At 72.6% G+C, this 25,977-nt stretch carries 16 protein-coding genes; 13 read left to right on the top strand and 3 right to left on the bottom strand.

Annotated features, from left to right (window positions below; all coding sequences use genetic code 11):
• Positions 1 to 117 precede the first annotated feature (117 nt).
• From ald to WME73_RS44980, 5 genes are all read left to right on the top strand, one after another.
• The gene (gene ald / locus WME73_RS45000; protein ID WP_437742419.1) at positions 118 to 1,230 is read left to right on the top strand and encodes an alanine dehydrogenase; all 1,113 of its coding nucleotides are present in this window, start codon (positions 118 to 120) and stop codon (positions 1,228 to 1,230) included.
• Positions 1,231 to 1,246: 16 nt separating this feature from the next.
• The gene (locus tag WME73_RS44995) at positions 1,247 to 2,338 is read left to right on the top strand and encodes an isocitrate/isopropylmalate dehydrogenase family protein (protein WP_437742418.1); all 1,092 of its coding nucleotides are present in this window, start codon (positions 1,247 to 1,249) and stop codon (positions 2,336 to 2,338) included.
• Between the two features lie 101 nt (positions 2,339 to 2,439).
• Positions 2,440 to 6,099: a response regulator gene (locus WME73_RS44990; RefSeq protein WP_437913567.1), complete on the top strand. Its 3,660-nt coding sequence runs from the start codon at positions 2,440 to 2,442 to the stop codon at positions 6,097 to 6,099.
• Positions 6,100 to 6,198: 99 nt separating this feature from the next.
• A complete protein-coding gene (locus WME73_RS44985; RefSeq protein ID WP_437742416.1) occupies positions 6,199 to 8,508 on the top strand; it encodes a sulfatase-like hydrolase/transferase in 2,310 nt (769 codons plus the stop codon).
• A 352-nt stretch (positions 8,509 to 8,860) separates the two neighbouring features.
• A complete protein-coding gene (locus tag WME73_RS44980; RefSeq protein WP_437742415.1) occupies positions 8,861 to 9,616 on the top strand; it encodes a hemerythrin domain-containing protein in 756 nt (251 codons plus the stop codon).
• A 44-nt stretch (positions 9,617 to 9,660) separates the two neighbouring features.
• Here the strand turns inward: WME73_RS44980 and WME73_RS44975 are convergent, their stop codons facing one another.
• The gene (locus WME73_RS44975; RefSeq protein WP_437913566.1) at positions 9,661 to 10,509 is read right to left on the bottom strand and encodes an SOS response-associated peptidase; all 849 of its coding nucleotides are present in this window, start codon (positions 10,507 to 10,509) and stop codon (positions 9,661 to 9,663) included.
• Between the two features lie 61 nt (positions 10,510 to 10,570).
• On the opposite strand from WME73_RS44975, the gene acnA reads away from it, so the two are divergent.
• The 5 genes from acnA to WME73_RS44950 all read left to right on the top strand — a co-directional run bounded on the left by acnA (position 10,571) and on the right by WME73_RS44950 (position 18,595).
• Positions 10,571 to 13,324, top strand: a complete 2,754-nt coding sequence (gene acnA, locus WME73_RS44970; RefSeq protein ID WP_437913565.1) for an aconitate hydratase AcnA — start codon at positions 10,571 to 10,573, stop codon at positions 13,322 to 13,324.
• Positions 13,325 to 13,436: 112 nt separating this feature from the next.
• Positions 13,437 to 14,738, top strand: coding sequence for a serine--tRNA ligase (gene serS / locus WME73_RS44965; RefSeq protein WP_437913564.1), 1,302 nt, complete (start codon positions 13,437 to 13,439; stop codon positions 14,736 to 14,738).
• 5 nt (positions 14,739 to 14,743) lie between these two features.
• Positions 14,744 to 16,945, top strand: a complete 2,202-nt coding sequence (locus WME73_RS44960) for an ATP-binding protein (RefSeq protein ID WP_437913563.1) — start codon at positions 14,744 to 14,746, stop codon at positions 16,943 to 16,945.
• 21 nt (positions 16,946 to 16,966) lie between these two features.
• Positions 16,967 to 17,995, top strand: a complete 1,029-nt coding sequence (locus WME73_RS44955; protein WP_437742410.1) for a hypothetical protein — start codon at positions 16,967 to 16,969, stop codon at positions 17,993 to 17,995.
• 150 nt (positions 17,996 to 18,145) lie between these two features.
• A complete protein-coding gene (locus tag WME73_RS44950) occupies positions 18,146 to 18,595 on the top strand; it encodes a universal stress protein (protein WP_437712908.1) in 450 nt (149 codons plus the stop codon).
• 16 nt (positions 18,596 to 18,611) lie between these two features.
• Here the strand turns inward: WME73_RS44950 and WME73_RS44945 are convergent, their stop codons facing one another.
• The gene (locus tag WME73_RS44945) at positions 18,612 to 19,157 is read right to left on the bottom strand and encodes a chalcone isomerase family protein (protein ID WP_437742409.1); all 546 of its coding nucleotides are present in this window, start codon (positions 19,155 to 19,157) and stop codon (positions 18,612 to 18,614) included.
• 395 nt (positions 19,158 to 19,552) lie between these two features.
• Between WME73_RS44945 and WME73_RS44940 the strand changes: the two genes are divergently transcribed.
• From WME73_RS44940 to WME73_RS44930, 3 genes are all read left to right on the top strand, one after another.
• Positions 19,553 to 21,070, top strand: a complete 1,518-nt coding sequence (locus WME73_RS44940; protein ID WP_437742408.1) for a vWA domain-containing protein — start codon at positions 19,553 to 19,555, stop codon at positions 21,068 to 21,070.
• A gap of 511 nt (positions 21,071 to 21,581) precedes the next feature.
• Positions 21,582 to 22,778 carry an aminotransferase class V-fold PLP-dependent enzyme gene (locus tag WME73_RS44935; protein ID WP_437742407.1) on the top strand — a complete coding sequence of 399 codons (1,197 nt, stop codon included), beginning with the start codon at positions 21,582 to 21,584 and terminating at the stop codon, positions 22,776 to 22,778.
• A 235-nt stretch (positions 22,779 to 23,013) separates the two neighbouring features.
• Entirely contained in the window at positions 23,014 to 24,363 is a 1,350-nt protein-coding gene (locus WME73_RS44930; protein WP_437742406.1) for a hypothetical protein, read from the top strand.
• A 126-nt stretch (positions 24,364 to 24,489) separates the two neighbouring features.
• Here the strand turns inward: WME73_RS44930 and WME73_RS44925 are convergent, their stop codons facing one another.
• The gene (locus tag WME73_RS44925) at positions 24,490 to 24,810 is read right to left on the bottom strand and encodes a hypothetical protein (protein WP_437295945.1); all 321 of its coding nucleotides are present in this window, start codon (positions 24,808 to 24,810) and stop codon (positions 24,490 to 24,492) included.
• Positions 24,811 to 25,977 lie beyond the last annotated feature (1,167 nt).

Below are 25,977 nucleotides of genomic sequence, written 5' to 3'. Positions count from 1 at the left end.
GTTTCTCGCCTCGGAAACCGGCGTTTGACTCGGTGGCTCACGGCGTTGCGAGGGCAGGTTTCTGCTATCGTCGCACACGCCTCGCTTCAGCAGTTCGGCGAGGAGAGGAGCGCGATCGTGCTTATCGGAGTCCCCAAGGAGATCAAGACACGTGAGTACCGCGTCGGCATGACGCCCGCGGGAGTCCGGGCCCTGGTCGGGCACGGGCACAAGGTCCTCGTGGAGTCCGGCGCCGGCGAAGGCAGCGGGATCTCCGACGAAGCCTACGGACGCGCGGGCGCCCTCATCGCGAGGTCGGCAGCGGAAGCGTGGAGCGCCGACATGGTCGTGAAGGTGAAGGAGCCGCTCCCCGCCGAGTACGGCCACTTTCGCCAGGGTCTCCTCCTCTATACCTACCTGCACCTGGCCGCCGAGCCGGATCTCACGCGGGAGCTCGCCAAGCGAGGCGTGACAGGCATCGCGTACGAGACCATCCAGCACGAGGACGGCTCGCTGCCGCTGCTGCGGCCCATGAGCGAGGTGGCCGGCAGGATGGCCGTTCAGGTCGGCGCCTCGTGCCTGGAGAAAGAGCGGGGCGGCAAGGGCGTGCTCCTCGGCGGCGTGCCGGGGACGCGGCGCGGCCGCGTGGCGATCCTCGGCGGCGGCGTGGTCGGCCGGAACGCAGCGACCATCGCGGTCGGGATGGGGGCGCAGGTCACCGTGCTCGATGTCCGCGCCGAGACGATGAGCTACCTCGAAGACGTGTTCGGGGGCGCGATCGAGACGCTCTACTCCAACGCGGAGAACATCGAGATGATGTGCGAGCGCGCCGATCTCGTGGTCGGCGCGGTGCTCGTGCCCGGCGCCAAGGCGCCCCAGCTCGTGACCGAGGAGCACATCCGCCGCATGGAGAGAGGGACGGTCGTCGTCGACGTCGCCGTGGATCAGGGCGGGTGCATCGCGACCTGCCGCCCGACGACCCACGACAACCCGACCTACGAGGTGCACGGGGTCGTTCACTACTGCGTCGCCAACATGCCGGGCGCGGTCTCGCACACGAGCACCTGGGCGCTCACGAACACGACGATCGGCTACGCGGTGGCGATCGCCAACCAGGGCATCGTCGCCGCGGCCAAGGCCGACAGGTCCGTCGCCCTCGGCATCAATACCCACGGCGGCCACGTGACCTACGGCCCCGTCGCAGCGGCCCACCGGCTGGAGTACGTGCCGGTCGAACGCGCGCTCGGCTGACCGGGAGCGCGACCTCGTGGCAGCCAAAAAGAAGAAGAAAATCGCGATCATCGGCGGTGACGGCATCGGCCCGTCCGTCATCGCCGAGGCGAAGCTCCTGCTCGAGCTCTATCAGGAGCGGGCAGGGCTGCCGATCGACCTCTGGGAGCTCGATCTCGGCGCCGACCGGTACCTGCGCGACGGGACGACCTTCCCGAACCAGATCCAGATCGCCATCCAGCGCGAGTGCTCGGCGGTGCTGCTCGGCGCCCTGGGTGATCCCCGTGTGCCCAACCTGGAGCACGCGCGCGACATCCTCTTCGGCATGCGCTTCGGCTACGACCTCTACGCCAATGTGAGGCCCGTCCGCGCGCTGTCGGACCGGCTGGTGCCGCTCAAAGGCCGCACGGCGAAGGACATCGACTTCGTGGTGTTCCGCGAGAACACCGAGGGGATCTACGTCGGGATGGGCGGGCAGTTCAAACGCGGCACCCCCGACGAGGTCGCGATCAATGAGGACGTAAATACGAGGAAGGGCGTCGAGCGGATCATCCGCGCGGCGTTCGACTACGCGCGCGCGAACGGCCGGACGCGGGTCACGATGGCGGACAAGTCGAACGCGATGCGGCACGCGCACGAGCTCTGGCTGCGCGTCTTCCACGAGGTGCGCGCCCAGTATCCGGAGATCCAGTCGAACCACGTCTACGTGGACGCCCTCTGCCTGTACGTCATCCAGGATCCCGCGCAATTCCAGGTGATCGTGACGAACAACCTGTTTGGCGACATCGTGACCGATCTCGGCGCGGCGCTGCAGGGGGGGCTCGGCATGGCGGCGAGCGCGAACGTGCACGCGTCCGATCCGGCGCGGGTCGCGCTGTTCGAGCCGGTGCACGGGTCGGCGCCGCCGCTCGCCGGCAAGGACATCGCGAACCCGTTCGCGGCGATGCTCACCGCGGGGCTGCTGCTCGCTCACCTCGGGTGGCCCGAGGAAGAGCGCCGCATCGAGCGCTGGGTCTCCCTGGCGCTCGACCAGGGGATGTGCACGGTCGATGTGGGCGGCACGCTCGGCACGCGCGCCGCCGGCGCATGGGTCCGGGAGCAGATCGCCGCCGAGCTGGGGCCGCCGTGAGGTGACCTTGGGGCGCCGGCGCGCGGCCGGGAGCCACGGGCGCGGGGGCGCGATCGCCGAGAAGTTCGGGTGTCCGATCCTCCTGTGATACGGGACCGCCAATGGGCGTAGGATCGACGGCAGTGGAGCACGCGGGGCCGCGCAGCAATCCAGCGAGCGAGGCTCGGCACGAGCGGCTGGGCGGAGCGCGCGCCGAGTTCGTGGCGAACCTGGGTCGCCGCGTGGCGGAGCTCCGCGAGATGGTCCGGCGGATCGAGGCAGACGGCGATGCGCCGCGGCTCGTCGAGGAGCTGAAGCGGCGCCTGCACTCGCTCGGCGCGGGGGCGCGCCTCCTGCGCTTCGTGCGGGTCGCCGAGCGGCTCGCCGAAGGGGAGTCGCAGCTCGTCGCCGCGAACGGCGCGCGGCTCAGCGGCGAGGCCGCGGCGGCCCTCCGGAAGCTGCTCGAGGAGCTGCCCGCCCTGGCCTGGGGGCAGTCGGCCATGGGTGAGCAGGCGTCGGCGCCGCCCCGCGCGCGCGCTGCCGCGGATCAGCCGAACGCACGCAGCGCCAGCGCGCGGCCGGATGGCGCGGGTGTGGCCAAGGGCCAGGCCACGACGTGGATCGCGGGCGTGAGCAACGGCCGCGCGCTCGCCGCCGAGCCGCTCTCGCTCGAGGAGGAAGAGGAAGCGCGCGCGTCCTCGACGCGCGGCGCGGAGCAGGCGCCCCCCGCCGAGGCGCCCGAGGCCGCGCCGGTCGCGTCGATCGACGCGCCGATCACGGTCCTCGTCGTGGGCGCCGCGCCGCTCGCCGAGGCGTTCGACTCGGCGAGCGCCGACGTCGGGCCGTCGTTCGAGGTCGAGCGGACCGACGACGTGGAGACGGCGATCGATCTCGCGCGGGCCTTCGCTCCGGATCTGGTCCTGCTCGACGCGGACATGCCGGGCGCGCGCGGGCTGGCGGAGGCGCTGGCCGCCGATCCGCTGACCGACCTGGTCCCCGTCGTCGCCGTCGGCCGCTTCGCGCGGCCCGAGGACGCGGCTCCCTACGTGGCGCTCGGCGCCGCGCGCGCGCTGCCGAAGCCCGTGTCGCCGGACGCGCTCCGGCGCGCCGCCGCGGAGGCAGCGGTGGCCTGCGTGCGCGCTGAGACCGCGCGCGCCGCGCGCGGGCCGCTCGGGGCCGTCAACCTCGACGAGCTCGGGGCGCGCCTCGCCGAGGAGCTTCGCCGCGGCCTCTGCGACGCCGCCGAGCCGAGGAGCCGCGGGGAGCACGTCGATCTCGGCGACGGCGCCGAGGTCCTCGCGGCGCTCTGGGGCGCGGTGGCGCGCATCCGCGATCTCGTGACGATCCGCTCGCAGGGCGGCGTGCGGTTCTCGCCGAACGGGCCGGAGGGCGCGCTGCCGCTCGCCCCGTGGATGATCGCGCCGAGCGCGCCCGAGGGCGAGCGCTCGCGGCTGCACAGCGAGATCCGCGCGAAGTCGCCGGCGCGCACGATCAGCGCGTCGATCGCATCGAGCGCGGCGCCGGGCGACGCGGGGCTCGACGCGCTCGACATCGTGGTGGCGGACGACGATCCGGCGGTGACGTGGTTCCTCGCCGGCGTGCTCCGGGCCGCAGGCGCGAACGTGCACGAGGCGCACGACGGCGCGCGGGCGCTCGACCTCGCGTACCAGACGACGCCGGACCTTGTCGTGAGCGACGTGCTGATGCCGCGGCTCGACGGCTTCGCCCTCTGCCGCGCGCTCAAGCGCGACGTCGCGCTGCGCGACGTGCCGGTCATCCTGCTCTCCTGGAAGGAGGACCTGCTCCAGCGGCTCCGCGAGCTCGGCGCCCAGGCCGACGGCTACCTCCGCAAGGAGGAGAGCGCCGCGGCCTTCGTGCAGCGGGTGCACGAGGTCCTGCGGGGCAGGCGGCGCGTCGCCGAGCGCATCGCGACGGGCGGCGAGGTCCGCGGGCGGCTCGACGGCATGACGGCGCGGACGCTGCTGTCGCTCTCGTGCGCGCGCCGGCCCGACGCGCTCGTGTCGGTCCGGGACGCCGCGTTCCTGTACGAGGTGCTGCTCAAGGACGGCCGCCCCGCCGGCGCGACCCGGACGGCGCAGGACGGGACGTTCCACCGCGGCCCCTCCGTGCTCGCGGCGCTCCTCGGCGTCGGCTCCGGCCGCTTCGTGGTGGAGCCTCTGCCGGAGAGCGAGCTCGCGGCGCCGCCGCGCCCCGGGTTCGAGGGGACGCTCGCGGAGCAGCTCCTGCCCGCGATCGCGGCGGCCCGGGCCGCCCAGCGGCTGTTCCACGGGCCGCCGTTGATGCAGGTCGAGCGCGTCGTCCTCGACCTGGAGGGGATGGGCGCGACCGCCGACGCGACGCCCGAGCCGGCGCGCTCGCTCCTGAGAGCGCTCGCCCGCGGGACGTCGCCGCGATCGGTCATCACCTCGGGGGAGTTCGCCGCGGGCCTCGTCGAGGACGTGCTGAACGACGTCGCGGCGCGCGGCGGCGTGCGCAGGGTGATCAGCCGCGAGGGAGAGGACCTGCTCGCCCCCGCCGTGGCCTACGAGGAGGAGACGCTCCGCGGCGTGCGGCGCGTCCCGGAGCGGGCCGCCCCGGTCGCGGCGCTGCCGCCGGAGCTCGCCGGCGACGCCGCCGCCGCGTCGTCGCGCGCCTCGGTCGAGCTCACCGACGACCAGCTCACGGTGGTGCCCGGCTCGGTGGCGCCGCGATCGGCCATGCCGGCGCGCGGCTCGGCTGCGCCGAGCTCGGCGGTGTCGGGGCCGGGCTCGGCCATGTCTGTCCACGTGCTGTCCGTGGACGGCGAGGACGAGGACACGGCGTTCGCGAGCGCGCGCGAGGAGGAGGCGACGGCGCTCTCCAGCGCGCTGGTCAACGCACGGGTTCCGAGCGATCTCGCCGAGCTTCAAGGCGATGTGGTCAGCGTGCGCGCGGCGCGGAGCCCCCAGGTGGACGCTGCTCTGCTGGCGGGCGTGACGCCGGCCGTGCCCGGCGTGGCGCCCGCGCCCCGCAGGCCGGAGGCCACGCTGCCCGCGCTGGAGTACCCGAAGCCCGAGCGGCTGCTGACGCTGGGCTCGCTCCCGCCGCCGCCGGTCGTCGAGGCGCCTGCGCCCGCCGCGCTCAGGGTCCCCGCGGCGCCGCCCGCCGCGCGGCTCGCGGCCCCCGCCCCGGCGCCCGCCATCGACGAGTCGCCCACGCCGCGCCGCGTGCGCCGGCCGTCGGCCTACGTGCCGACGCCGCAGCCGCCCGCCCGCGACAACCGCATGACGATGTGGGTCCTCTTCGCGGTGGCGGCGTTCGTCTTCGCGGTGGCCGCGCGGTTGTCGCGCGATCACGAGCTGCAGGCTGCCTCGCCGCCCTCCGACCAGCCGAGCCCGCCGGCCGCGGAGCCCGCGACCGCTGCCCCGCCCGGCGCTGTGCCCGCCGCCGCCGGCTCGTCGAGCGTGGTCGCGGCGGCGGTCGTCGCCACGCCGGCGCCGGCTGCCGCCGGGCCGATCGGCGAGACGACATCGAACCCCGTGCTCCCCGAGGATCTGCCGCTGGCCGCCGAGCACAAGGTGCCCGAGGGGCAGGGCATGCTGGAGGTGATCGCCGGCGCGGGCGACACGCTCTTCGTGGACGGGCGGAAGGTCGGCACCGGCAGCGTCAAGCTGCCGCTCGCGCCCAAGGACGGCGCCTACGAGATCCGGGCGAAGCTCCGGGACGAGGAGCGCGTGCGCTTCGCGGTCGTCAAGGCCGGCCGCCTCACCCGGCTCCGCGTCGCGCCGCCGTGGCGCCGCTGAGCGCGCCACGAGCGCTCCCCCAGGCAATCGAGAAGCCGGCGCTCGCCCCGGGGTGCCCAGCCACAGGCAGGGCACCCCGCTCGTGGTAGAGGACGCCCCGTGCGCGCCCGCGTGATCCGAACCCGCCATCCCTCCTTCGCGCTCACGCTCGCCTCCGCCGCGGCCGCGCTCCTCTCCGGTTGCACCGGGTGCGAGACGTCGACCCGCGATCTGCCTTCCGGCGCCCCGGCCGCAGCGTCCGCGAGCCCGCGGGCGACGCCTCCGCCGCCGGCGCGCGACGTCGTGCACCTCATCGACGAGCTGCCGAGCTGCGATCTCGAGCACCGAGGGCTCCTGTTCGATACCGGCGCGGGCGCGCTCCTCGGCCGCTTCGCGTGGCAAGGGACCGTGCCCACCGGCATCCAGGCGGTCGAGCACGATGGATCCACCTGGGCGCGGATCTCGGAGCGACAGATCAAGCTCACGTTCGTTCTGCCGTCCGCGAGCCCCATCTTCGTGTCCGCCCGGGCCGTCGGGCTCACCTCCAAGTACGCCACCGTCTCCCTGGACGACCAGCTGCTCGGAACGCTCCGCCTCCAGCGCGACCAGATCCGCATCGCCTCGACCCCGACCACCACGCTCCCCGCCGACCCCGGCCTGCACACCCTCACGCTCCAGTTCTCCGGCCGGCTCCGCGAGGGGGAGTCGTTCGCCGACGTCGACTGGGTGCGCGTGGGCATCCCGGACGAGGACCCGGCCACGTACGGCCCCCCGACCCTGCGCGACGTCGTCGCGCCCGCCGCCGCGCTGTCGGGCGTCCCCCACCGGTCCATCGCGCTGCGCGCGCCGGGCGCGGTCCGCTGCGCCTTTCGCCCTTCCAGGGTGACCCGCCTCCACACCTCCATCGGCGCGCTGGGCTCGGGAGAAGGCGACGCCGAGATCCGCGTCCTCCGCGACGGCCAGGAGCCCCTCGTGATCCATCGCGTCCACGTCGAGGGCGGCGACAAGGCGACCTGGACCGACGTCGAGCTGCCGCTCGCGCCCTTCGCCGGGTCCCTCATCTCCCTCGAGCTCCGCGCCGCCGCCGCGGCCCGCGGCGGACGCATCCTCTTCGGCGACCCCGTCCTCGCCGGATCGCCGGAGCCGCCTCCGTCCGTGCCCGCAGCGCGCGCCGTCGTGATCGTCGCCCTGAACGGGGTCGAGCGGCCCGATCTGCCCCCCTGGAGCGGTCGTCCGGAGCCGCACCTCGCCACGCTCTCGGAGCTCGCGACGTCGGCGACGACGTTCGATCACCACCGCGGGCCGAGCACGGTCGTGTCCGCCGTGGCGGCGTCGCTGCTCACCGGTCTTCCGCCGCCGGCCCACACCGTCGCCGACACCGGGGCCCGCCTCCCCGCCCACGTCACCACCATCGGCGCCATCGCGAGCGACAGCAGCATCCGCACCGGGTTCTTCACCGGCGTCCCCACCACGTTCCGGGCGTTCGGCTTCGGACCCGGCTGGTCCCGGGTCCTCGAGCACCCCCCGACGAGCGGCGAGCCAGCCACCACCCCGATCGACGCCGCCGCCACCTGGATCAGCGAGACCGTCCGCCAGGACGCTTCCAACCGCCTCCTCGCGTTCGTCCACGCGCGCGGCGGCCATCCGCCCTGGGAGGTCACCCCGAAGGAGCTGAACGCCCTCAAGCCCGCCGAGTACGCCGGCCCCGTCGAGCCGCGCCGCGCCGCCCAGGTGCTGGCCAGGCTGAGGAACCGGCGCCGCGATGTGCTCAGCCCCGAGGATCGCGACCGGATCCGCGACCTCTTCTCCATCGCCCTCGCCGGCCAGGACCGCGCCCTCGGCAACCTCATCGGGACCCTCAAGGCCGCCGGCCTGTGGGACGAGACCCTCTTCATCGTGACCGGCGATCTGGCCAGCGGGCGCTCCGACGCCGTGCTCTACGGCGAGGGCATGGAGCTCCAGGAGCCCGTCCTGACGCTCCCGCTTTATGTCCACTTTCCCGGTGATCTGTACGCCGGCCAGCGCGTCGCTGCCCCGACCGAGATCATCGACGTCGCGCGCACGGCGATCGCCGCCCTCGGCCTCTCGTTCGCCCGCAAACCGCTCGGGAAGGATCTGGCGGCGGTCGCCTCCGGCCTCGAGGGCGTCGAGCGCGGCCCCCAGATCGCCGCCCTCGGCGATCGTTACTCCACCCGGTGGGGCAACCTCGTGCTTTCGGGTCGACTCGGCGTTCCCCCCTATCTCTGCGACCTCGACGTGGACCCGACCTGCGCCTTCAACCGTCGCGAGGTGATGCCCCTCGCCACCGTGTCGCTCTTCCGGCGTACCGTGACGTTCGACCTGTCCGTGCGCGCGCCCGCGGCGCAACGGGAGCCGGCCACGATCGACGCGGAAACGGCGGCCGTGCTCAACGTATGGGGCGCGAACTGAGGCCCGCGCGATCGACCTGCGCCCGCGCCTGCGAGCCGACGAAAGCCCGCTGACGGCGCCCGGCGGCGCGCCGGCGCCCTGCGCGGGCGAAGGCGTCCGCGACATCGCGCAGGCCGCGCGCGATCACGCTCCAGCGGCGCCATGATGCCTCGCTGCGGGGCAGCACGCCCCGCGTCGCGCGCCGCGACGCCCCCGCGCGGGTTGGCCAAACGACGTACGCCCGCGCCCGCGCGTGCGCGTCGTGCGCTCGCTTCGCGCGCCCATTTCGCCTGGCATGCTTCGCGCAAACCCGCAGGCCGCACAGGCCAAGCGCCTCGACGGCGCTTCATCTTTCCGTGAGAGGAGTCCCCGCATGAAGGCGACCGACCTATTGAAGGAGCATCACCAGGAAGTCGAAGAGCTCTTCGAGCGCATGTCGCAGGCTGACAGCGACGAGATCAGCGCGCTCCGCGACGAGCTCGTGGCGACCCTCGTGAGCCACTCGGCCATCGAGGAGGAGCTCTTCTACCCCGAGAGCCGGGAGGCGCTCGGCGCCTCCCCCCTGATCCCGACCTCGTACGAGGAGCACGCGCTCGTCGACGTCATGTTGCAGAAATTGCTCAGCACCGAGCCGGGTGACGAAACCTTTCACGCCAGGCTCGGCGTGCTGAAGGAGCTCGTGCAGCACCACGTCGAGGAGGAGGAGAAGGAGCTCTTCCCCCAGGTCGAGAGCGCCATGGGCGCCGCGCGCCTCGAGGAGCTCGGCAGCCGCCTGGAGGCGCGCTTCGGCCAGGTGCGCGAGAGCGACGTGGAGGCGCTCCTCGCTCGGAACGTCGCGAAGAGCATGCCCGCCGCCACCGCCGGCCGCCGCGCGCGCACGGCGAAGCCGTCGGCGCGCAAGGCGGCGGCCAAGCGTCCACCCGCGAAGCGCGCGTCGACGCAGCGCGCCGAACCGGCGCGGGCCGCGCAGAAGGGGCGCCGCACCACCGCGACCGGACGGAAGAAGACAGCGGCCACGGCGCCCGCGAAGACCGGGCGAGCCGCGCCCGCGCGCAAGCCGAGCCGACCGGCGAAGACCAGCCGCACAGGCCGCAAGGGCGGTCGCGCGAGCAGCGCCTCCGCCCGCTGACCATCGCAAGCCAGCCAGCGCACATCAACGCACGTTGCCGTAGATCAGCGGCGCGAGGTCCGGCCGGAGGGGATGGCGGGCCTCGCGCCGCCATCGAGATCGAACAGCGGAAGCGTGCCGCCGGCCTTCGGGGCAGCGGCCTTCGGAGCAGCGGCCTCCGCCGCGAGTTCCTGGAGCAGGGCGGGGTCGTCGTGCGCGACCGAGTTGACCCGCGGCGAGACGGCGCGCGCCGCGAGGGCGCCGCGAGGCGCCGGCCGGAGCAGCGCCTCGGCCCGATCCGCGTCCGCTCCGTCGCCGACGCCGAGCCAGAGGTCCACGTCCCCGGGGCCCAGCAGGACCGGCATGCGGTCGTGGATCGGCGCGACGTCGGCGTTCGCCTCGGTGGTCAGGATCGTGAACCGGAGGTCGGGCTCCCCCGTGTCGAGGTCCTTCGCCGGCTGGTACAGCCCCGCCAGGCGGAGCAGCCCGCCGTCCGCAGGGTGGAACCAGGTGGGCCGCCGCGCGCCCTTGGGTCCGGTCCACTCGTAGAAGCCGTCCGCCGGCACCACACAGCGGCGCGCCGCGAACGCCTCGCGGAACGTCGGCTTCGCCCGCGCGCTCTCGGCGCGCGCGTTGGCCAGGAGCGCAGGCCCGGCGCCGCCCCTGGCGAAACGCCCCACGAAGCCCCAGGTCGCCGCCACCAGCGCGCGCCGGCCGTCCCGCGCGCGCAGCACCGGGTGGACGGTCGCAGGTGCGATGTTGAAACGAGGCCGAAACCTTGCCGCTATCTCCGGATCAGCGGCAATCGACCGAGCCGGGCCGCCGCCTGCTCGGCCCGCGCCAGAGGAGGACGACTCGAGCAGTGCGATGAGGGTCGCAAAGTCCGGAACGGCGAGGGTGAAGCGCGCGCACATAACACTAGATTAGCGGCTTCGGGGCGCCTACAAGGGCGCTCCGGACGTTGGAGGAGGCCGCATGGTCGACAGCTTTGGCACCAAGAGCACGCTGACGGTTCAAGCCGAAACATACACCTATTACAAGCTCACCTCGCTGGCGCAAGGCGGCGCGTCGATCGACAAGCTCCCCTTCTCGCTCCGCATCCTCCTGGAGAACCTCCTCCGCCACGAGGACGGGCGCGTCGTGCGCAAGGACCACGTGGAGGCCGTCCTCAACTGGGACCCGAAGGCCCGCCCCTCGCAGGAGATCGCCTTCCACCCCGCGCGCGTGCTGCTCCAGGACTTCACCGGCGTGCCCGCCGTGGTCGATCTCGCCGCCATGCGCGAGGCGCTCGCGAAGCTCGGCGGCGACTCGCTCAAGATCAACCCGCTCCAGCCCGTCGATCTCGTGATCGACCACTCGGTCCAGGTCGACCGGTTTGCGTCCTCGACGGCCGTGAAGGTGAACGCGGCGCTCGAGTTCGAGCGCAACGAGGAGCGCTATGCGTTCCTCCGCTGGGGAGCGCAGGCGTTCACGAACTTCCGCGTGGTTCCGCCCGACCAGGGCATCTGCCACCAGATCAACCTGGAGTACCTCGCGGGCGCCGTCATGCGGCAGGGCACGCTGGTCTACCCGGATACGCTCGTCGGCACCGACTCGCACACCACGATGATCAACGGGCTCGGGGTCGTCGGCTGGGGCGTCGGCGGCATCGAGGCCGAGGCGGCGATGCTCGGCCAGCCGCTCTCGATGCTCATCCCCGAGGTCGTGGGCTTCAAGCTCCACGGCAGCCTGCCCGAGGGCGCGACCGCGACCGATCTCGTCCTCACGGTGACGCAGATGCTGCGGCAGAAGAAGGTGGTCGGGAAATTCGTGGAGTTCTACGGCCCCGGCCTGAGCGCGCTCTCGCTCCCGGACCGCGCCACGATCGCCAACATGGCGCCCGAGTACGGCGCCACGATCGGCTTCTTCCCCGTCGACGACGAGACGATCGCGTTCCTGCGCTTCTCCGGCCGGCCCGCGCAGCTCGTCGCGCTCGTCGAGGCCTACTACAAGGAGCAGGGGCTGTTCCGCACGGACAGCACCCCGGACCCCGTCTTCAGCGACACCCTCTCGCTCGACCTCGGCGACGTGGTGCCGTCGATCGCCGGCCCGAAGCGGCCGCAGGACCGCGTCCCGCTGCGCGACGCGAAGCGCACCTTCCGCGCCTCGCTCCAGGGCATGCTCGAGAAGGAGTTCGCCGCCGCCGACGCGCCCGCGGTCAAGGCGTTCCTCGAGGAGGGGGCCGGCCACGCCGCCGCGCGCGCCCCCGCGCTCGAGAAGGTCATGCGCCCGGCGGAGATCACCGAGGGCGACACGCGCTACACGCTGCGCCACGGCTCGGTCGTGATCGCCGCGATCACGTCCTGCACCAACACGTCGAACCCGGCGGTCATGCTGGGCGCGGGCCTGCTCGCGAAGAAGGCCGTCGAGCGCGGGCTCACGGTGAAGCCGTGGGTGAAGACGTCGCTCGCCCCCGGGTCGAAGGTCGTCACCGACTACCTGCGCCAGGCGGGGCTCCTGCCGTACCTCGAGGCGCTCGGCTTCCACCTGGTCGGCTACGGTTGCACGACATGCATCGGCAACTCCGGGCCGCTGCCGGACGTGATCGGCGACACGATCCGCAACAACGATCTCGTCGTGGCGAGCGTCCTCTCGGGCAACCGCAACTTCGAGGGCCGCATCAACCAGCACGTGCGGATGAACTTCCTCGCCTCTCCGCCGCTCGTCGTCGCGTACGCGCTGCGCGGCGACGTCGACGCCGACCTCTTCAAGGAGCCGGTCGGCACGGATCGCAACGGCGAGCCGGTGTACCTCAAGGACATCTGGCCGAGCTCGGCCGAGGTCAACGAGGCCATCCGGACGGCCGTGCGGCCCGAGCAGTTCCAGGTGCAGTACGAGAACGTCTTCGCCGGCGACGAGGAGTGGCAGAAGCTCGCGGTCCCGGGCGGCCAGACGTTCGTGTGGGACGAGGGCTCGACCTACGTGCGCAGGCCGCCGTTCTTCGAGGGGCTGTCGAAGGAGCCGGCGCCGCTCACCGACATCCGGGCCGCGCGCGTGCTCGCGCTGCTCGGCGACTCGGTGACGACCGACCACATCTCCCCGGCCGGCAACATCGCCAAGAACAGCCCCGCCGCGAAGTACCTGGTCGAGCACGGCGTCGCGCCCGCGGACTTCAACTCGTACGGCGCCCGCCGCGGCAATCACGAGGTGATGATGCGCGGCACGTTCGCGAACATCCGCCTCAAGAACGCCCTTCGCCCCGGCGAGGAAGGCGGGATCACGGTGCACCTGCCCGACGGCGAGAAGACCACGATCTACGACGCGGCCATGCAGTACAAGGCCGAGGGCGTGCCGCTGCTCGTGATCGCCGGCGCCGAGTACGGCACCGGGTCGTCGCGCGACTGGGCGGCCAAGGGGACCAAGCTGCTCGGCGTGCGCGCGGTCATCGCGAAGAGCTTCGAGCGCATCCACCGGTCGAACCTGGTCGGCATGGGCGTGCTCCCGCTCGAGTTCGCGCCGGGCGAGGACGCGTCCACCCTCGGCCTCACCGGGCGCGAGGTGTTCGAGATCGACGGCATCTCGGACAACCTCACGCCGGGCAAGAAGCTCAACGTCGTCGCGACCGGGGAAGGCGGGGCGAAGAAGACCTTCACCGTCACCGCGCGCATCGATACGCCGAACGAGGTCGACTACTACCAGCACGGCGGCATCCTCCAGTTCGTGCTGCGCAGCCTGGGCGCCAGCGCCTAGCGCCTCCCTGCGCGCCGCTCCCCGCCGAGCGTCTGGCGGGGAGCGGGCCCATCCTCGGAGCGGCGCGTCGCGGCTGCTGACGCGCGTGCAGGCTTCGGCTAAACCCTGGGGTATGCTCGATCCTCGCTACGTCGCGGAGCACCTCGATGAGGTGCGCGCGGCGCTCGCTCTCCGCTCGCCCGCCGCCGCCGCCAGCCTCGGAGACGACTTCGCCTCCACGGTCAGCGCGAGGCGGTCCAACATCCAGGAGCTCGAGCGGTGGCAGGCGGAGCGCAACGCGGCGAACGACGCGATGGCGCGCCTCGACAAGAAATCTCCTGAGTTCGCGCAGAAGCGCGACGAGCTGAAGGCCCTGTCGACCCGGATCAAGGAGTCCGAGCAGGTCGTCTCCGAGCTCGAGAAGCGGATGACCGAGCTGCTCTCCATGGTGCCCAACCTGCCGGACCCGTCGGTGCCCGTGGGCGCGGGGGAGGAGGGCAACGTGGTCGTCCGGGCGTGGGGCGAGAAGCCGAGCTTCTCGTTCGCGCCGAAGTCGCACTGGGACATCGGGACGGCCCTCGGCCTCCTCGACTTCGAGCGCGCGGCGAAGCTCTCGGGGGCGCGCTTCACCGTGCTGATGGGCGCCGCCGCCCGCCTCGAGCGGGCGCTCATCTCGTTCATGCTCGACCTGCACACGCGCGAGCAGGGCTACCTCGAGGTGCTGCCGCCCTTCCTCGTCAAGGACACGGCGCTGTTCGGCACGGGCAACCTGCCCAAGTTCGCCGAGGACCTGTTCAAGACGCAGAAGAGCGACCCGGAGAGGGCGTACGACCTGTACCTCATCCCGACGGCCGAGGTCCCGGTCACGAACCTCCACGCCGACGAGATCCTGGACGGCGCGTCGCTCCCGATCGCCTACGCGGCCTACACGCCGTGCTTCCGCAGCGAGGCGGGCAGCCACGGGCGCGACGTCCGCGGGCTCATCCGGCAGCACCAGTTCGACAAGGTCGAGCTCGTGCGGTTCTCGGCGCCGGAGGACTCCGCCCGCCAGCACGAGCTGCTCACCACGCACGCGGAGGAGGTTCTGAAGCGGCTCGGCCTGCACTACCGGGTGTCGGCGCTCTGCACCGGCGATCTCGGCTTCGGCTCGCAGAAGACGTACGATCTCGAGGTGTGGCTGCCCGGCCAGGGGGTGTACCGCGAGATCTCGAGCTGCTCGAACTTCGGCGACTTCCAGGCGCGCCGCGCCCAGATCCGCTACCGGCCGGAGCCGAAGGCGAAGCCGCGGCTGGTCCACACGATGAACGGGTCGGCGCTCGCGGTGGGGCGGACGGTTATCGCGATCCTCGAGCAGTACCAGCAGGCGGACGGCACGGTGGTCGTGCCGGAGCCGCTCCGTGCGTTCATGGGCTGCGAGGTCCTCCGCGGCAGGTAACAGCGATGGCAGCGGACGAGGAAGCCAAGCGTGAGCTTCCGGAAGCGAAGAGCGCGCACAACGGAGGGGACGGCGAGCGGCGCTCGCAGATCCCGGAGTCGCGGGGCGCGCGCGGCGGAGGGGACGGCGAGCGGCGCTCGCAGGTCCCGGAGTCGCGGGGCGCGCGCGGCGGGGGGGACGGCGAGCGGCGCTCGCAGATCCATGGACCGCCGACCAACGCGGAGACGTCGATGGCGCTCGCGCGCCGGCGGCTGCTCGACCTCTGCAAGCGGCACAAGGACGAGCTCATCGACGACTGGATCGAGAACGTGCTGGCGCTGCCGCCGGAGCGGGGACGGTACACCGATCGGCCCGTGGGCGAGGTCACGGAGAACGTGCGCTCCTGGCTCGCCGCGTTCACCAGGATCCTCGAGGACGGCAGCGAGACGCTGCTCGACGAGTTCATCACGCACCTGGTCGAGCAGCGCTACGCGACCGGGTACTCCATCAGCGCTCCGCTGATCGCCGCGTCCGAGTTCCGCACCGCGGTCGCGGGCGTCCTCGACACGACGCACGACGACGCCGAGGCCGACGGCTCGTCCTCAATCGACGTGCTCCGCGCCGTCGACGCGCTGCTGCTCCAGTTCGAGCACCGCTTCGCCGAGGCGTACGCCCAGCGCTCGCTGTTCGCCTCCGAGGAGCGCTACCGCGAGATCGTCGAGCTCTCGTCCGACGTCCTCGCGACGATCGACCAGGAGGGCATGCTGACGCGGCTGAACGTGCGGTTCGAGGCGCTCTTCGGGCACTCGCGGCAGGCGTGGATCGGCCGGCCGATCACCGCGCTCGCGGTCGCGGCGGACGTGCCGGCCCTGCGCACGCTCGTGCTGTCCGCGTCGCGGGCCGAGGCGCCGAGGGAGGCCACCATCCGCTGCGGGACGCGCGCCGGCCTGACCAAGGTGATGACGGTCCGGATCACGCGGCTCTACGGCGAGGACGCCTCGCTCGCGCTCATGCGCGACGTCACCGAGGAGGTCGCGCGCCGCGCGCAGATCCTCCACAGCGAGAAGCTCTCCTCGATCGGCCAGGTCGCGGCGAGCGTCGCGCACGAGCTCAACAACCCCATGGCGTGGGTGATGGCGAACCTGGAGCAGATCCGGAGCGGGGCGCACAAGCTCGTCTCGGCGGCGCGCCCGGTCGCCTCGGGCTCGTTCGAGGACCTGCTGCGCGCCATCGACCTCATCGATCGCTCGTGCCACGAGGCGCTCGCCGGCGTCGAGCGGATGCGGGACATCGTGACGGACCTCAACCTCTTCTCGAGCAGCAGCGAGCGCAAGCCCGAGCGGGTCGATCTCGTCGACGTGATCGAGCTCGCGCTGCGCATGACGGGCCCGCAGCTCAGCCAGCTCTGCCGCATCGAGCGCAGCTACGGCGAGATGCCGCCGCTCGTCGGCTATCCGGGCAAGCTCTCGCAGGTGTTCGTGAACCTGTTCATCAACGCGGCGCAGGCGATGCCGAATCGCCCCCGCGACGAGAACATGGTGCGCGTGACGACGCGCTTCGACGCCGGCGTCCACCACGTCGAGGTGGAGGACAACGCGCGCGGGATGACCCCGGAGGTCGTCGAGCGGATCTTCGACCCGTTCTTCACGACGAAGGAAGAGAGCGCGCGCCCGGGCATCGGGCTCTGGGTGTCGCGCAACATCGTCGAGGAGCAGCACGGCACGATGACGGTGTCGAGCACGCCCGGCGTCGGGACCGTCTTCACGATCCGCCTGACCGGCCTCAACCCCACGGATCTGCCCGCGCCGCGGCCGCCGCCGGAGCCGCCGCGCGCGTCGTCGCGCGGGACGATCCTGTTCGTCGACGACGAGCCGATGCTGCTCAACGCCTTCGCGCGCGCGTTCGAGGAGCGGCACGAGGTGCTCGTGGCGAAGAGCGGCCACGAGGCGCTCGACCTCCTGCGGGACCGCGGCGGCCGGATCGACGCGATCGTCTGCGATCTCCTGATGCCGCAGATGAGCGGGATGGCCCTGTACGACGAGATCGCCGAGCGGTTCCCGCAGCTCTTGCCGAAGATGGCCTTCATGTCGGGCGGCGCCTTCACGCCGAGCGCGCGCGAGTTCGTGGAGCGGGTGGACAACCCGAAGATCGCGAAGCCGATCTCGCTCGACGATCTGGAGCGGGTGATCGCCGATCTTCTCAGCGGCGGGTCGAAGCGGGGGCACTAGGCTGGAAGAGCGGGGGGCTCGATGGCGGTCGCGAAGGCGAGGACGATCCGGGAGCAGGCGAACCACGCGCGTTACCGGCCGGGGCAGCGGGGCGGTTTCTACGAGAGCTTCTTCCAGCGCGCGAACCACCCGACGCGGCCGCTCGCCTTCTGGATCCGGTACACGCTGTTCAGCCCGGCCGGGCGGCCCGAGGCCGCGGAGGGTGAGCTCTGGGCGGTCTACTTCGACGGCGAGTCGGGGCGCCACGCGGTCGCCAAGCGCGAGGTCCCGTTCGCCGGGCGCTGCTCGTTCGCCCGCGACAGCCTGGCGGTCGCCATCGACGGCGCCCGGCTGAGCCTCGGCAGGCTCACCGGCGCGGCGGGCGAGGGGGAGCACGCCATCACCTGGGACCTCGCCTACGAGGGCGGCGGGGAGCCCCTGCTGCTGCTCCCGGCGGCCCTCTACGGCGCCCCGCTGCCGAAGGCGAAGGCGCTGGTCGGCGCGCCGATGGCCGTCTACAGCGGCCTCCTCCGCGTCGCTGGGCGCGAAGTGGACGTCTCGGGCTGGGTGGGCAGCCAGAACCACAACTGGGGGACGAAGCACACGGACCTCTACGCCTGGGGGCAGGTCGCCGGGTTCGACAGCCACCCGGACAGCTTCCTCGAGGTCGCCACGGCTCGACTGAAGGTCGGACCGTTCTGGACGCCGAACATGACGCCGCTGGTCCTCCGGCACCGCGGCGAGGAGATCGCGCTCAGCTCGCTCGTCCAGTCGGTCCGCGCCGACGCCTCGTTCGACTACTTCACCTGGCGCTTCCGGACGGAGACCGATCGGCTGAGCGTCGAGGGGGAGATCTCCGCGTCCGCCGGCGATTTCGTGGGCCTGGCCTACAGGAACCCTCCTGGCGGCGTGAAGCATTGCCTGAACACCAAGATCGGGGCCTGCACCGTCACCCTGCGGCGGAAGAGCCTGGGCCGCGAGGTCGGGATCGAGACCCTGACGACGGCGCGGCGCGCGGCGTTCGAGATCCTCACGGACGACCGAGGCCATGGCGTGATGATCCGCGCCTGATCCACGCTGGACGCACCGTCCGCGGTGCTCGGCGCGGGCGGCCGGGCCGACGCGGAGGCGCGGGGCGCCGCCGCCGAGCGATGCGCTGCGCGTCCGGCGCCAGGTCGGCTAAAGAAGGTGCGGTACGTCACCGCACGAAAGGCGGACGCCATGAGTCTCAAGCACCCCCGGACCATCCTCGTTGCACTGGACAGCTCCCCCAAGGCGTCGCTCGTCCTCGCGGAGGGCGTCGATCTCGCGCAGAAGCTCGGCGGCAAGCTCGTGCTCGTGCGCGGGATCGGGCTGCACCACAGCCTGCCCGCGGAAGCGTTGAACGAGTCGCCGACCCGCGTCCCCGAGATCCTGGAGCGGAGCGACCGCGAGGAGCTCTTGCAGCTCGCGCGCGACGTGCCGCCCGAGCTCCTCGCGAAGGTCGTGATCCACGTCGGCGTCGCCTGGGAGGTCATCTGCCGGACGGCCGACGAGGAGAACGCGGATCTCATCGTCATCGGGTCGCACGGCTACTCGGGCATCGACAAGGTGCTCGGCACGACGGCGGCGAAGGTCGTGAACCACACGAACCGGTCGGTGCTCGTGGTGCGCGACAAGCCGTCGGACTGACAGCGGCTCGCCTGCCTCAGCGCAGCCTGGCGATGAGCTCGTCGCTCAACGTGGGCTGATCGATCTTGCCCAGCCAGATCCGCCAGGTGGCCTTCATGAAGTCGACGCCTGCCACGGTCGCCGTCCCGCCGCCAGCGACCGTGACGGTGGTCGCCTTCGCGCGCGGGTCGTACGCGATGGTGACCTCCGCTCCCGCCTTGAGGTCTCCCTCGAACGCCGCCACGAACCTCTCGATCTTCGGCGTGTCCGTGTATCGATTCAACGCATACGCCTCCCGCAGCGCCTTGACGATGCTCGCGCGGTCGACGTCGCGAAGCATCGTCCAGACGAACTTCTTCCCCGTGTCCATGTCGATGACGGCGTCCTTGGACCTGGTGGCAGGGAGCTGCTCCATATAATGGCTGATCCGATAGACATCGACGTGGAGCACGCCGATGGTCCTCACGCGGACGCCCGTGCCGGTGAGCGTGTAGCCCGGCAAAGCAAGGAGGCTCCCGACAGCGAGGAAGACCGCCGCGAACGCGGCGAGAAGAGCTGGAGATTTGCTTCGCGCGAGTTGCATCGGATCGACCTCCTCCGGCATCGCCGCTCCGTGCGGCGCATCGTGTCTGGGCGCCGCGGTCCGGCGATCGCCCATCGACGGTCGTGAATGAGCAAGACCTGAACCACCGACAGAGGGACGTCGGGAGTCGCAGATCTCGCGAGATCTCGAGGTGGGCCCTGGAGTCAGGCAGGGACGACCCATGGATGTGTGCTCGGAGGGGGCTCCGGGCGCGGAGCGGCGGCCTTTCGCCGGTGCGAGGGCCGGCGGCGGTGATGCCGACGCCGGCTCTCCCGGAGATCTTTTTTCGGCCCGGTCCGTAGAAGCCGCGCGCTGCGGAGCCCGGGAGATCGCGGCGGAGGGACGCGGGTCCCCCCGTGGGCCGCGCCATGGCTTGCGGCGGAAGGAGCTTCTCGATGCGGACGATGCTCGCTGGATTGCTGATGGGATGGGCGGCTCTGGGCTGCACGGCCAGCGCGGCGGCGCCTCCGGGCGCGACCGCCGCGGCGGTCGCGCCGGGCGCAGCGGCGCGGGAGGAGGCGGCGAAGCCGGTCGCCATGGCCGCGGCCCCGGCGGAGCCGGCCGAGCCCTCGGCGGCGGTGGCCGAGGCGCCGTCGTCCCGGCCGGAGCCGGCGCCCGCGGGGAACCAGGGCGTCTGGATCGGCGCCGCGGGCGCGAGCGCGTTCGCGCTGCCGGGGACGCGCGAGACGCAGCTCGGCGTGTGGATCGATGTCCCGGCGGCGCGCGCGGCCCGCGGACAGCCGCGCGCGCCGGCGGCGGTCGTGCTGCTCGTGGACGCCTCCGGCTCGATGCAAGGCCCCAAGATGGAGAACGCCCGCGCGGCGGCGCAGGCGTTCGTCGACAGGCTCCCCGACGGCGACCTCGTCTCGGTCGCGTCGTTCGCCGACACCGCGCAGGCGCGCGTCTCGCCCACGGTGCTCGGCCGGTCGACGCGCCCCGCGGTGGCGCGCGCCATCGCCGCGCTCGGCCCTGACGGCAGCACCAACCTCTTCGCTGGCCTCCAGCTCGCGGAGCAGCACGCGCTCACGGCGCCGTCGACGCACGCCGTCCGGCGCGTGGTGCTCATCTCGGACGGCCAGGCGAACATCGGGCCTTCCTCTCCCGACATCCTCGGAGCGCTCGCCCAGCGCGGCGCCGCGCACGGGGTGCAGATCACGTCGATCGGGGTGGGGGCCGACTACGACGAGCGCACGCTCAACGCGCTCGCCATCGGCTCCAGCGGTCGGCTGTACCACCTCACCGAGGCGCGGGAGATGCCCTCCGTCCTCGAGCGCGAGCTCGCCCTGCTCCAGACGACGGCGGCGACGGGCGCGTTCGTCGAGATCGTCCCGGCGCCGGGCGTGGAGCTGCTCGACGTCCCCAACGAGCGCACCGAGCGCTCCGGGGACGCGCTCCGGGTGCTGCTCGGCACGATGTTCGGCGGGCAGCACCGCGAGATGCTCGTGCGGGCGCGGGTCACCGCGCCGGCGGCCGGCTCCCACCCGCTGGCGAGCGTGCGGCTCCACTTCCGCGACGCCGAGAGCGGCAATCTCCCGCGCGTGCAGGAGGTGGTCGCCCGCTACGATGTGACGAGCGATCCGGCCCTCGTCGCCGCGCACCAGAACGAGAAGACCCAGACCATCGCCGCGGTGATGGACGCGGGCATGATGCAGCTCGACGCGGCCCAGGAGGTGAACGCAGGCAACTTCGGCGCGGCCGAGGCGAAGCTCGCGGCAGCGGAGGACCGGCTCCGGCAGCAGGCGGCGCGCGCCCGGTCGGACAAGGAGAAGGAGCGCGCCGTCCAGGCGGCCTCGGCGGTGGCGAGCGCGCGGAAGACCGCGCGCGCGGCCGCGGCGGCTCCGCCCTCACCCGCGGCGCGGCGCATGGATGCGCTCGAGATGAACAGCGCCTCCCCTGTCTGGTCGGGCCGCTGATCCGGCGCCGCGGCCGAGGCGCGCCGCCGGCGCCTGCCCGTTGCGGATCCCTGCCTGTCGCCGCTGACGCCTGGCCGTTGCGGATCCCTACCTGTCGCCGCTGACGCCTGGCCGTTGCGGATCCCTGCTCGTCGCCGCTGACGCCTGCCCGTCGATGACGGGCCGTCATGGTGGGCGGGCGCGGCGTCCATCATGAGAGGGCAGGTGCGGTGTCCATCATGGGACCGAAGATGTGATGTCCATCGTGGGATGGCAGGTGCGGTGTCCCTCATGAGAGGGCAGATGGGATGGCCGTCATGGACGACCGGACGAGATGTCCATCATGGACGGGTTGACCGGCTCTGCACGACCGGCGGCACCCGGTCATGGTTGATCCATGAATCAACGTTGACGATACAATCCATGATGGATTGGTAGATGCTCCTCGCGTGGCCCTCGACACGGGTCGGAGCCCGCGCGACATTGTTCCGGGCCCTCCGGCACGTCGCCTCCTCGGGGCCCGCTCCTCGTCATGAACCCGAACGCCTTCCCGGAGTCGCGCGCCGCCGCCGTGCGCGAGCTCTGGTCGCTCGACCCGGCCGTCACCTTCCTGAACCACGGCTCGTACGGCGCCTGCCCGCGCGCGGTGCTCGAGGCGCAGCAGCGCTACCGCGAGCAGCTCGAGCGCGAGCCCGTCCGGTTCTTCCTTCGCGAGCTCGGGCCGCTGCTCGACGCGGCCCGAGGCGCGCTCGCCTCCTTCGTCGGCGCTGACCTCGACGACCTCGTGTTCGTCCCCAACGCGACCGTCGGGGTCAACACGGTGCTGCGGTCGCTCTCGCTGCGACCCGACGACGAGCTCTGCATCACCGATCACGGGTACAACGCCTGCAACAACGCGGCCGAAGCGGTCGCGGCCCGCGCTGGTGCGCGCGTCGTGGTCGCGCCGGTGCCGTTCCCCATCGAGGCGCCCGAGCAGGTGGTCGACGCGGTGCTCGCGCGCGTCGGGCCGCGGACCCGGCTCGTCCTCGTCGACCACGTGACGAGCCCGACGGGGCTCGTGTTCCCGGTCGCCTCGTTGATCGCCGCGCTCGCGGAGCGCGGCGTCGACGTCCTGGTCGACGGCGCGCACGCGCCCGGCATGGTGCCGCTCGATCTCCGCGCCCTCGGGGCGGCCTATTACACCGGCAACTGCCACAAATGGCTCTGTTCGCCGAAGGGCGCGGCGTTCCTCCACGTGCGGCGGGACAAGCAGGGCGCGGTCCGCCCTCTCTCCATCAGCCACGGCGCCAACTCGCCGCGCACCGACAGGTCGCGCTTCCTGCTCGAGTTCGACTGGACCGGCACGGCCGACCCCAGCGCGGCGCTCTGCGTCGCGGACGCGCTCCGCGCCATGGCCGCGCTCATGCCCGGCAGCTGGCCCGCGCTCCAGGCGCACAACCGGGCGACGGCGCTCGCCGCGCGCGACCTCCTGTGCGAGGCGCTCGGCTGCATGCCGCCGAGCCCCGACGCGATGATCGGCGCGCTCGCGACGGTGCCGCTCCCCGACGCGCCGTCGTCCCGGCTGCGCCTCGATCCGCTCCAGGACGCGCTGCTCGAGCGATGGGGGATCGAGGTGCCGGTGTTCGCCTGGCCCGCGTCGCCCCGGCGGCACCTCCGGATCTCGGCCCAGATCTACAACGACAGGCCGCACTACGAGCGGCTCGCGGCCGCCCTCGCCGCGCTGCTGTAGCGGCGCGCGGCAGGGCCCGGCCCCGCGCCGCTGCTCCGCGGCGAAGCGCCGCGCGGCGCTCGCCGCTGCCTCCGGGTCGCCCCGTGCCCGTGTCGCTGCGGGATGGCGCTGGCGCTGCGGGATGGCGCTGGCGCTGCGGGGCGGCGGTCGCGCCACCCGAGGCGCGTCCAGCGCTCGCCGGAGCAGACCGCGCGCGCCCGTTGAGACGATAGGATGCGCGCTCCAAGGAGACACGATGCCACGTCGAATCCTGGTCTTGTCCTCGCTTTCCTGGCTGGCGGCGACCCTCGCGGTCGCGTCCTCCGCTGCGCAGCCCGCGACGCCTCGCCCGGCAGCGAGCCCTGCGCCCGCCGCGTCGGCGGGAACGCCTCCGGCACCTGGTGCACGGCAGCCGCCCGCAACGCCGGCGCCGGGCACACCGCAGCCGCCGGCGTCGGGCATACCGCAGCCGCCCGCGACGCCGGCGCCGGGCGCACCGCAGCCGCCCGCGACGCCGGCGCCGGGCGCACCGCAGCCGCCCGCGACGCCGGCGCCGGGCGCACCGCAGCCGCCCGCGGCGCCGTTGCCCAGCGGGCCGCCGCAGCCCCCGGCGCTCGGCGCGCCCGAAGCGGGCGCACCTGAGCCGGACGCCTCGCCGCTCGCGCCGGAAGGGGCGCACACCGCGCCGAGCGCTGCCGGGCCGCCCTCGGACCCGGCGCCGCCTGACCGGAAGCCGGGCGGGGTGGAGGCGGGCCGCAAGGGCAGCACGCCGGCGCCCTGGGCCCTGTCCCTCTCGGACACCGAGCTGGGGCCGCCGCCCGCGCGCGCGTCGGGCGGCAGAACCATCGACGAGGGGACCGTCCCGCTGAGCCAGCGTGGCGCGATCGGCCTGGAGACCTCCTCGTTCACCGGCGGCGACGGCGAGGTCTCCGGGCTCGCGGTCGCCCTCTTCGCCCGCATGCCGTTCGCCCAGCACACGTTTCTCGATGTCCGACTCCCGTTCGGGCTCGCGATGGCCGAGCGCACCGACGCCGTGCTCGGCAACGTGACGCTCGGCGCCCATCACGTCGCCCGCGTCGGCCGGACGTTCTGGCTCACGGTAGGCGGCGACGTCGGGCTCGCGACGCTCTCGGGCAAGACCCACCACCACGCCAGCTACGAGCCCGTCAGCGCCAGCCGGGCGTACTGGGATCTCCACGAGTTCTTCCCGAGCATCCTCCCCATCCACGCGCGCCTCGGCGCCGAGGCCCACGTCGGCTCACTGGTGATCGGGCGCTTCCAGCTCGAGCCGGTGCTCTACATCCCGCTCGGCCGCAACAAGGAGTACGAGGTCGCGATCCAGCACGCCGCCGAGCTCCAGATCGGCCACGGGATCGGCGGCGGCGTGCGCGTGCAAGGGATGGCGCTGCCCACGTTCGACAACGTGAGCATCCGGCACGCCGTCGCACGCAATCTCTACGTCCTGGCCATCGAGCCTTTCCTCGCGATCGAGCGCAACCTCGCGTTCCTCCGGACGGGCCTGCTGCTGCCCTTCGACGAGGAGCTCGGCCCGCCGCTCGACCACACATGGGGCTTCCACTTCACCGCGGGCGTCCGCGTCGACTGAGGCCCGCGGCCGGGGCGCCCGGCCGCGGGCCACGCCTGCCCGGCGGCCGAGCCCGCAGCGCACTCCGGTGCGCTGAGCACCGAAAACGTCGAGGTGGGCCCGTATCCGAAGCGGGTGACCGTCGCTCTAGGCGCCGCGCGCGCGGCTCGCTTCGCCGATCGCGTGCGTGATGTGGCCCTCCAGCTCGCCCGCGGGCAGCTGCTCGGACTCCACGACGACGAGGCGTGCTCCCGCGTCCTCCGCGAGCAACTCGAAGGTCTTCGGCGCACGATCGTGCAAGTGGCTCGGCAAGACGATGGCCAGCGGGCGGAGGCGGACGGCCACCCCCCACGCCGAGCCCGCATCGCAGGAGCGGACGAGGAAACGAGCCCGCGCTGCAACCCTCCGGCAACGAGCCAGAAAATGGGGGCTGCAGTCGAGCGCCAGCACCATGGGTATCCGGATCAACTGACTGCTACTAGGGGGCTCCGACATAGGAAGATGCTACTCCAGCGAAGCGCGATTGCGCGTCCTCTTATCCCGCATAACCGATACAGAGCCTTCCCGAAATAGAAAACAACAAGCTCGCCAGCTCATGTAAGCAGTCACGCGTGATTTTGGTGTATTGGGTAACGTTCTGTGAGCGCAGGATATTTGAAATGAACGCTGCGAGAGGGGGAGGCGCCAGCGCATGAGAACCCCCGCGGGACCGCGCGCAAAATCGCCGAGAATTCGGCCCTCCTTGCGCTGCAACAGGAGCGCGTGATGCCCTGAGCGATCGCGCGTTGATGAAATGATGCACCATGGACGGAGAAGGTCTCGGCGCACACCAGTGAAAGCAACATGGCGATCGGGTGTCAGGAACGCCCGGACGGGTGAAGTCAGCGCACACGTGGTAGACGCCGCTCGGGACGTAGGTTGTGAAGGCAGCGTCCACGAGAGCGTCGCACAAGATGGCTCGTGTTCACCCCTGACGCTGCCCAGATCGCCGCAGCGGCGCCACGCCTCCAGCCCGTCGAGGCCGGTACGCCGCAAAGGAGTTGGCGAGCACACGTAATGGAGATCGTGTGTCATCGCCACGCGGCAGGCGAGCCGCGCCAGCGCCGCCGTCGGCCGGACCCCCAACCACCCAGCGCCCGCCGCTCGCCGCGGCGACGCTGAACCGGTTACGTTCCTCACAGAAGCTCGGGGGCGCCACCCACCCAGCCCCCTCCGAAATGTTTCCGCCAGGTTACGGGGAGCGCCGACGACGGAGGCGGCCGCCGGCGGCGCGATGGCCCCGCCGGCAGAGAACCGGACCCTCTCCGAGGCCGGCGGCTGCAGGGAAGGAGCACCGGGGAGAGGTCGAGAGAGGTGGCGGTGTCGAGCTGGCACCTGCAATAAGGTTCCAACTATATCATCTCGTGGCCCGGATAGAAGAGAACAGCGTCGGGGTTGTGATCGCAAAGGCGTCGGCCGTCGCGGTGAGGCGACGACCTCGCGTCCAAGGTCGGAGTCGGCGCTGTAGCGGGGCTGTATTTTTACAGCAACGCCCTGCGAAGGGGGTTATCCTTCTCGGCGGTCGGATAGCCGACCTGATCGGGCGATAGCGTGAATCACCGGTCAGGGAGGCGGCGCGCGCGCCAGCAAGCGGGT

The organism is Sorangium sp. So ce302 (assembly GCF_051530145.1).
Classification (GTDB): domain Bacteria; phylum Myxococcota_A; class Polyangia; order Polyangiales; family Polyangiaceae; genus Sorangium; species Sorangium cellulosum_B.
The sequence above is the reverse complement of the archived record's forward strand: the minus strand, read 5'-3'. Positions and strand labels throughout refer to the sequence as shown.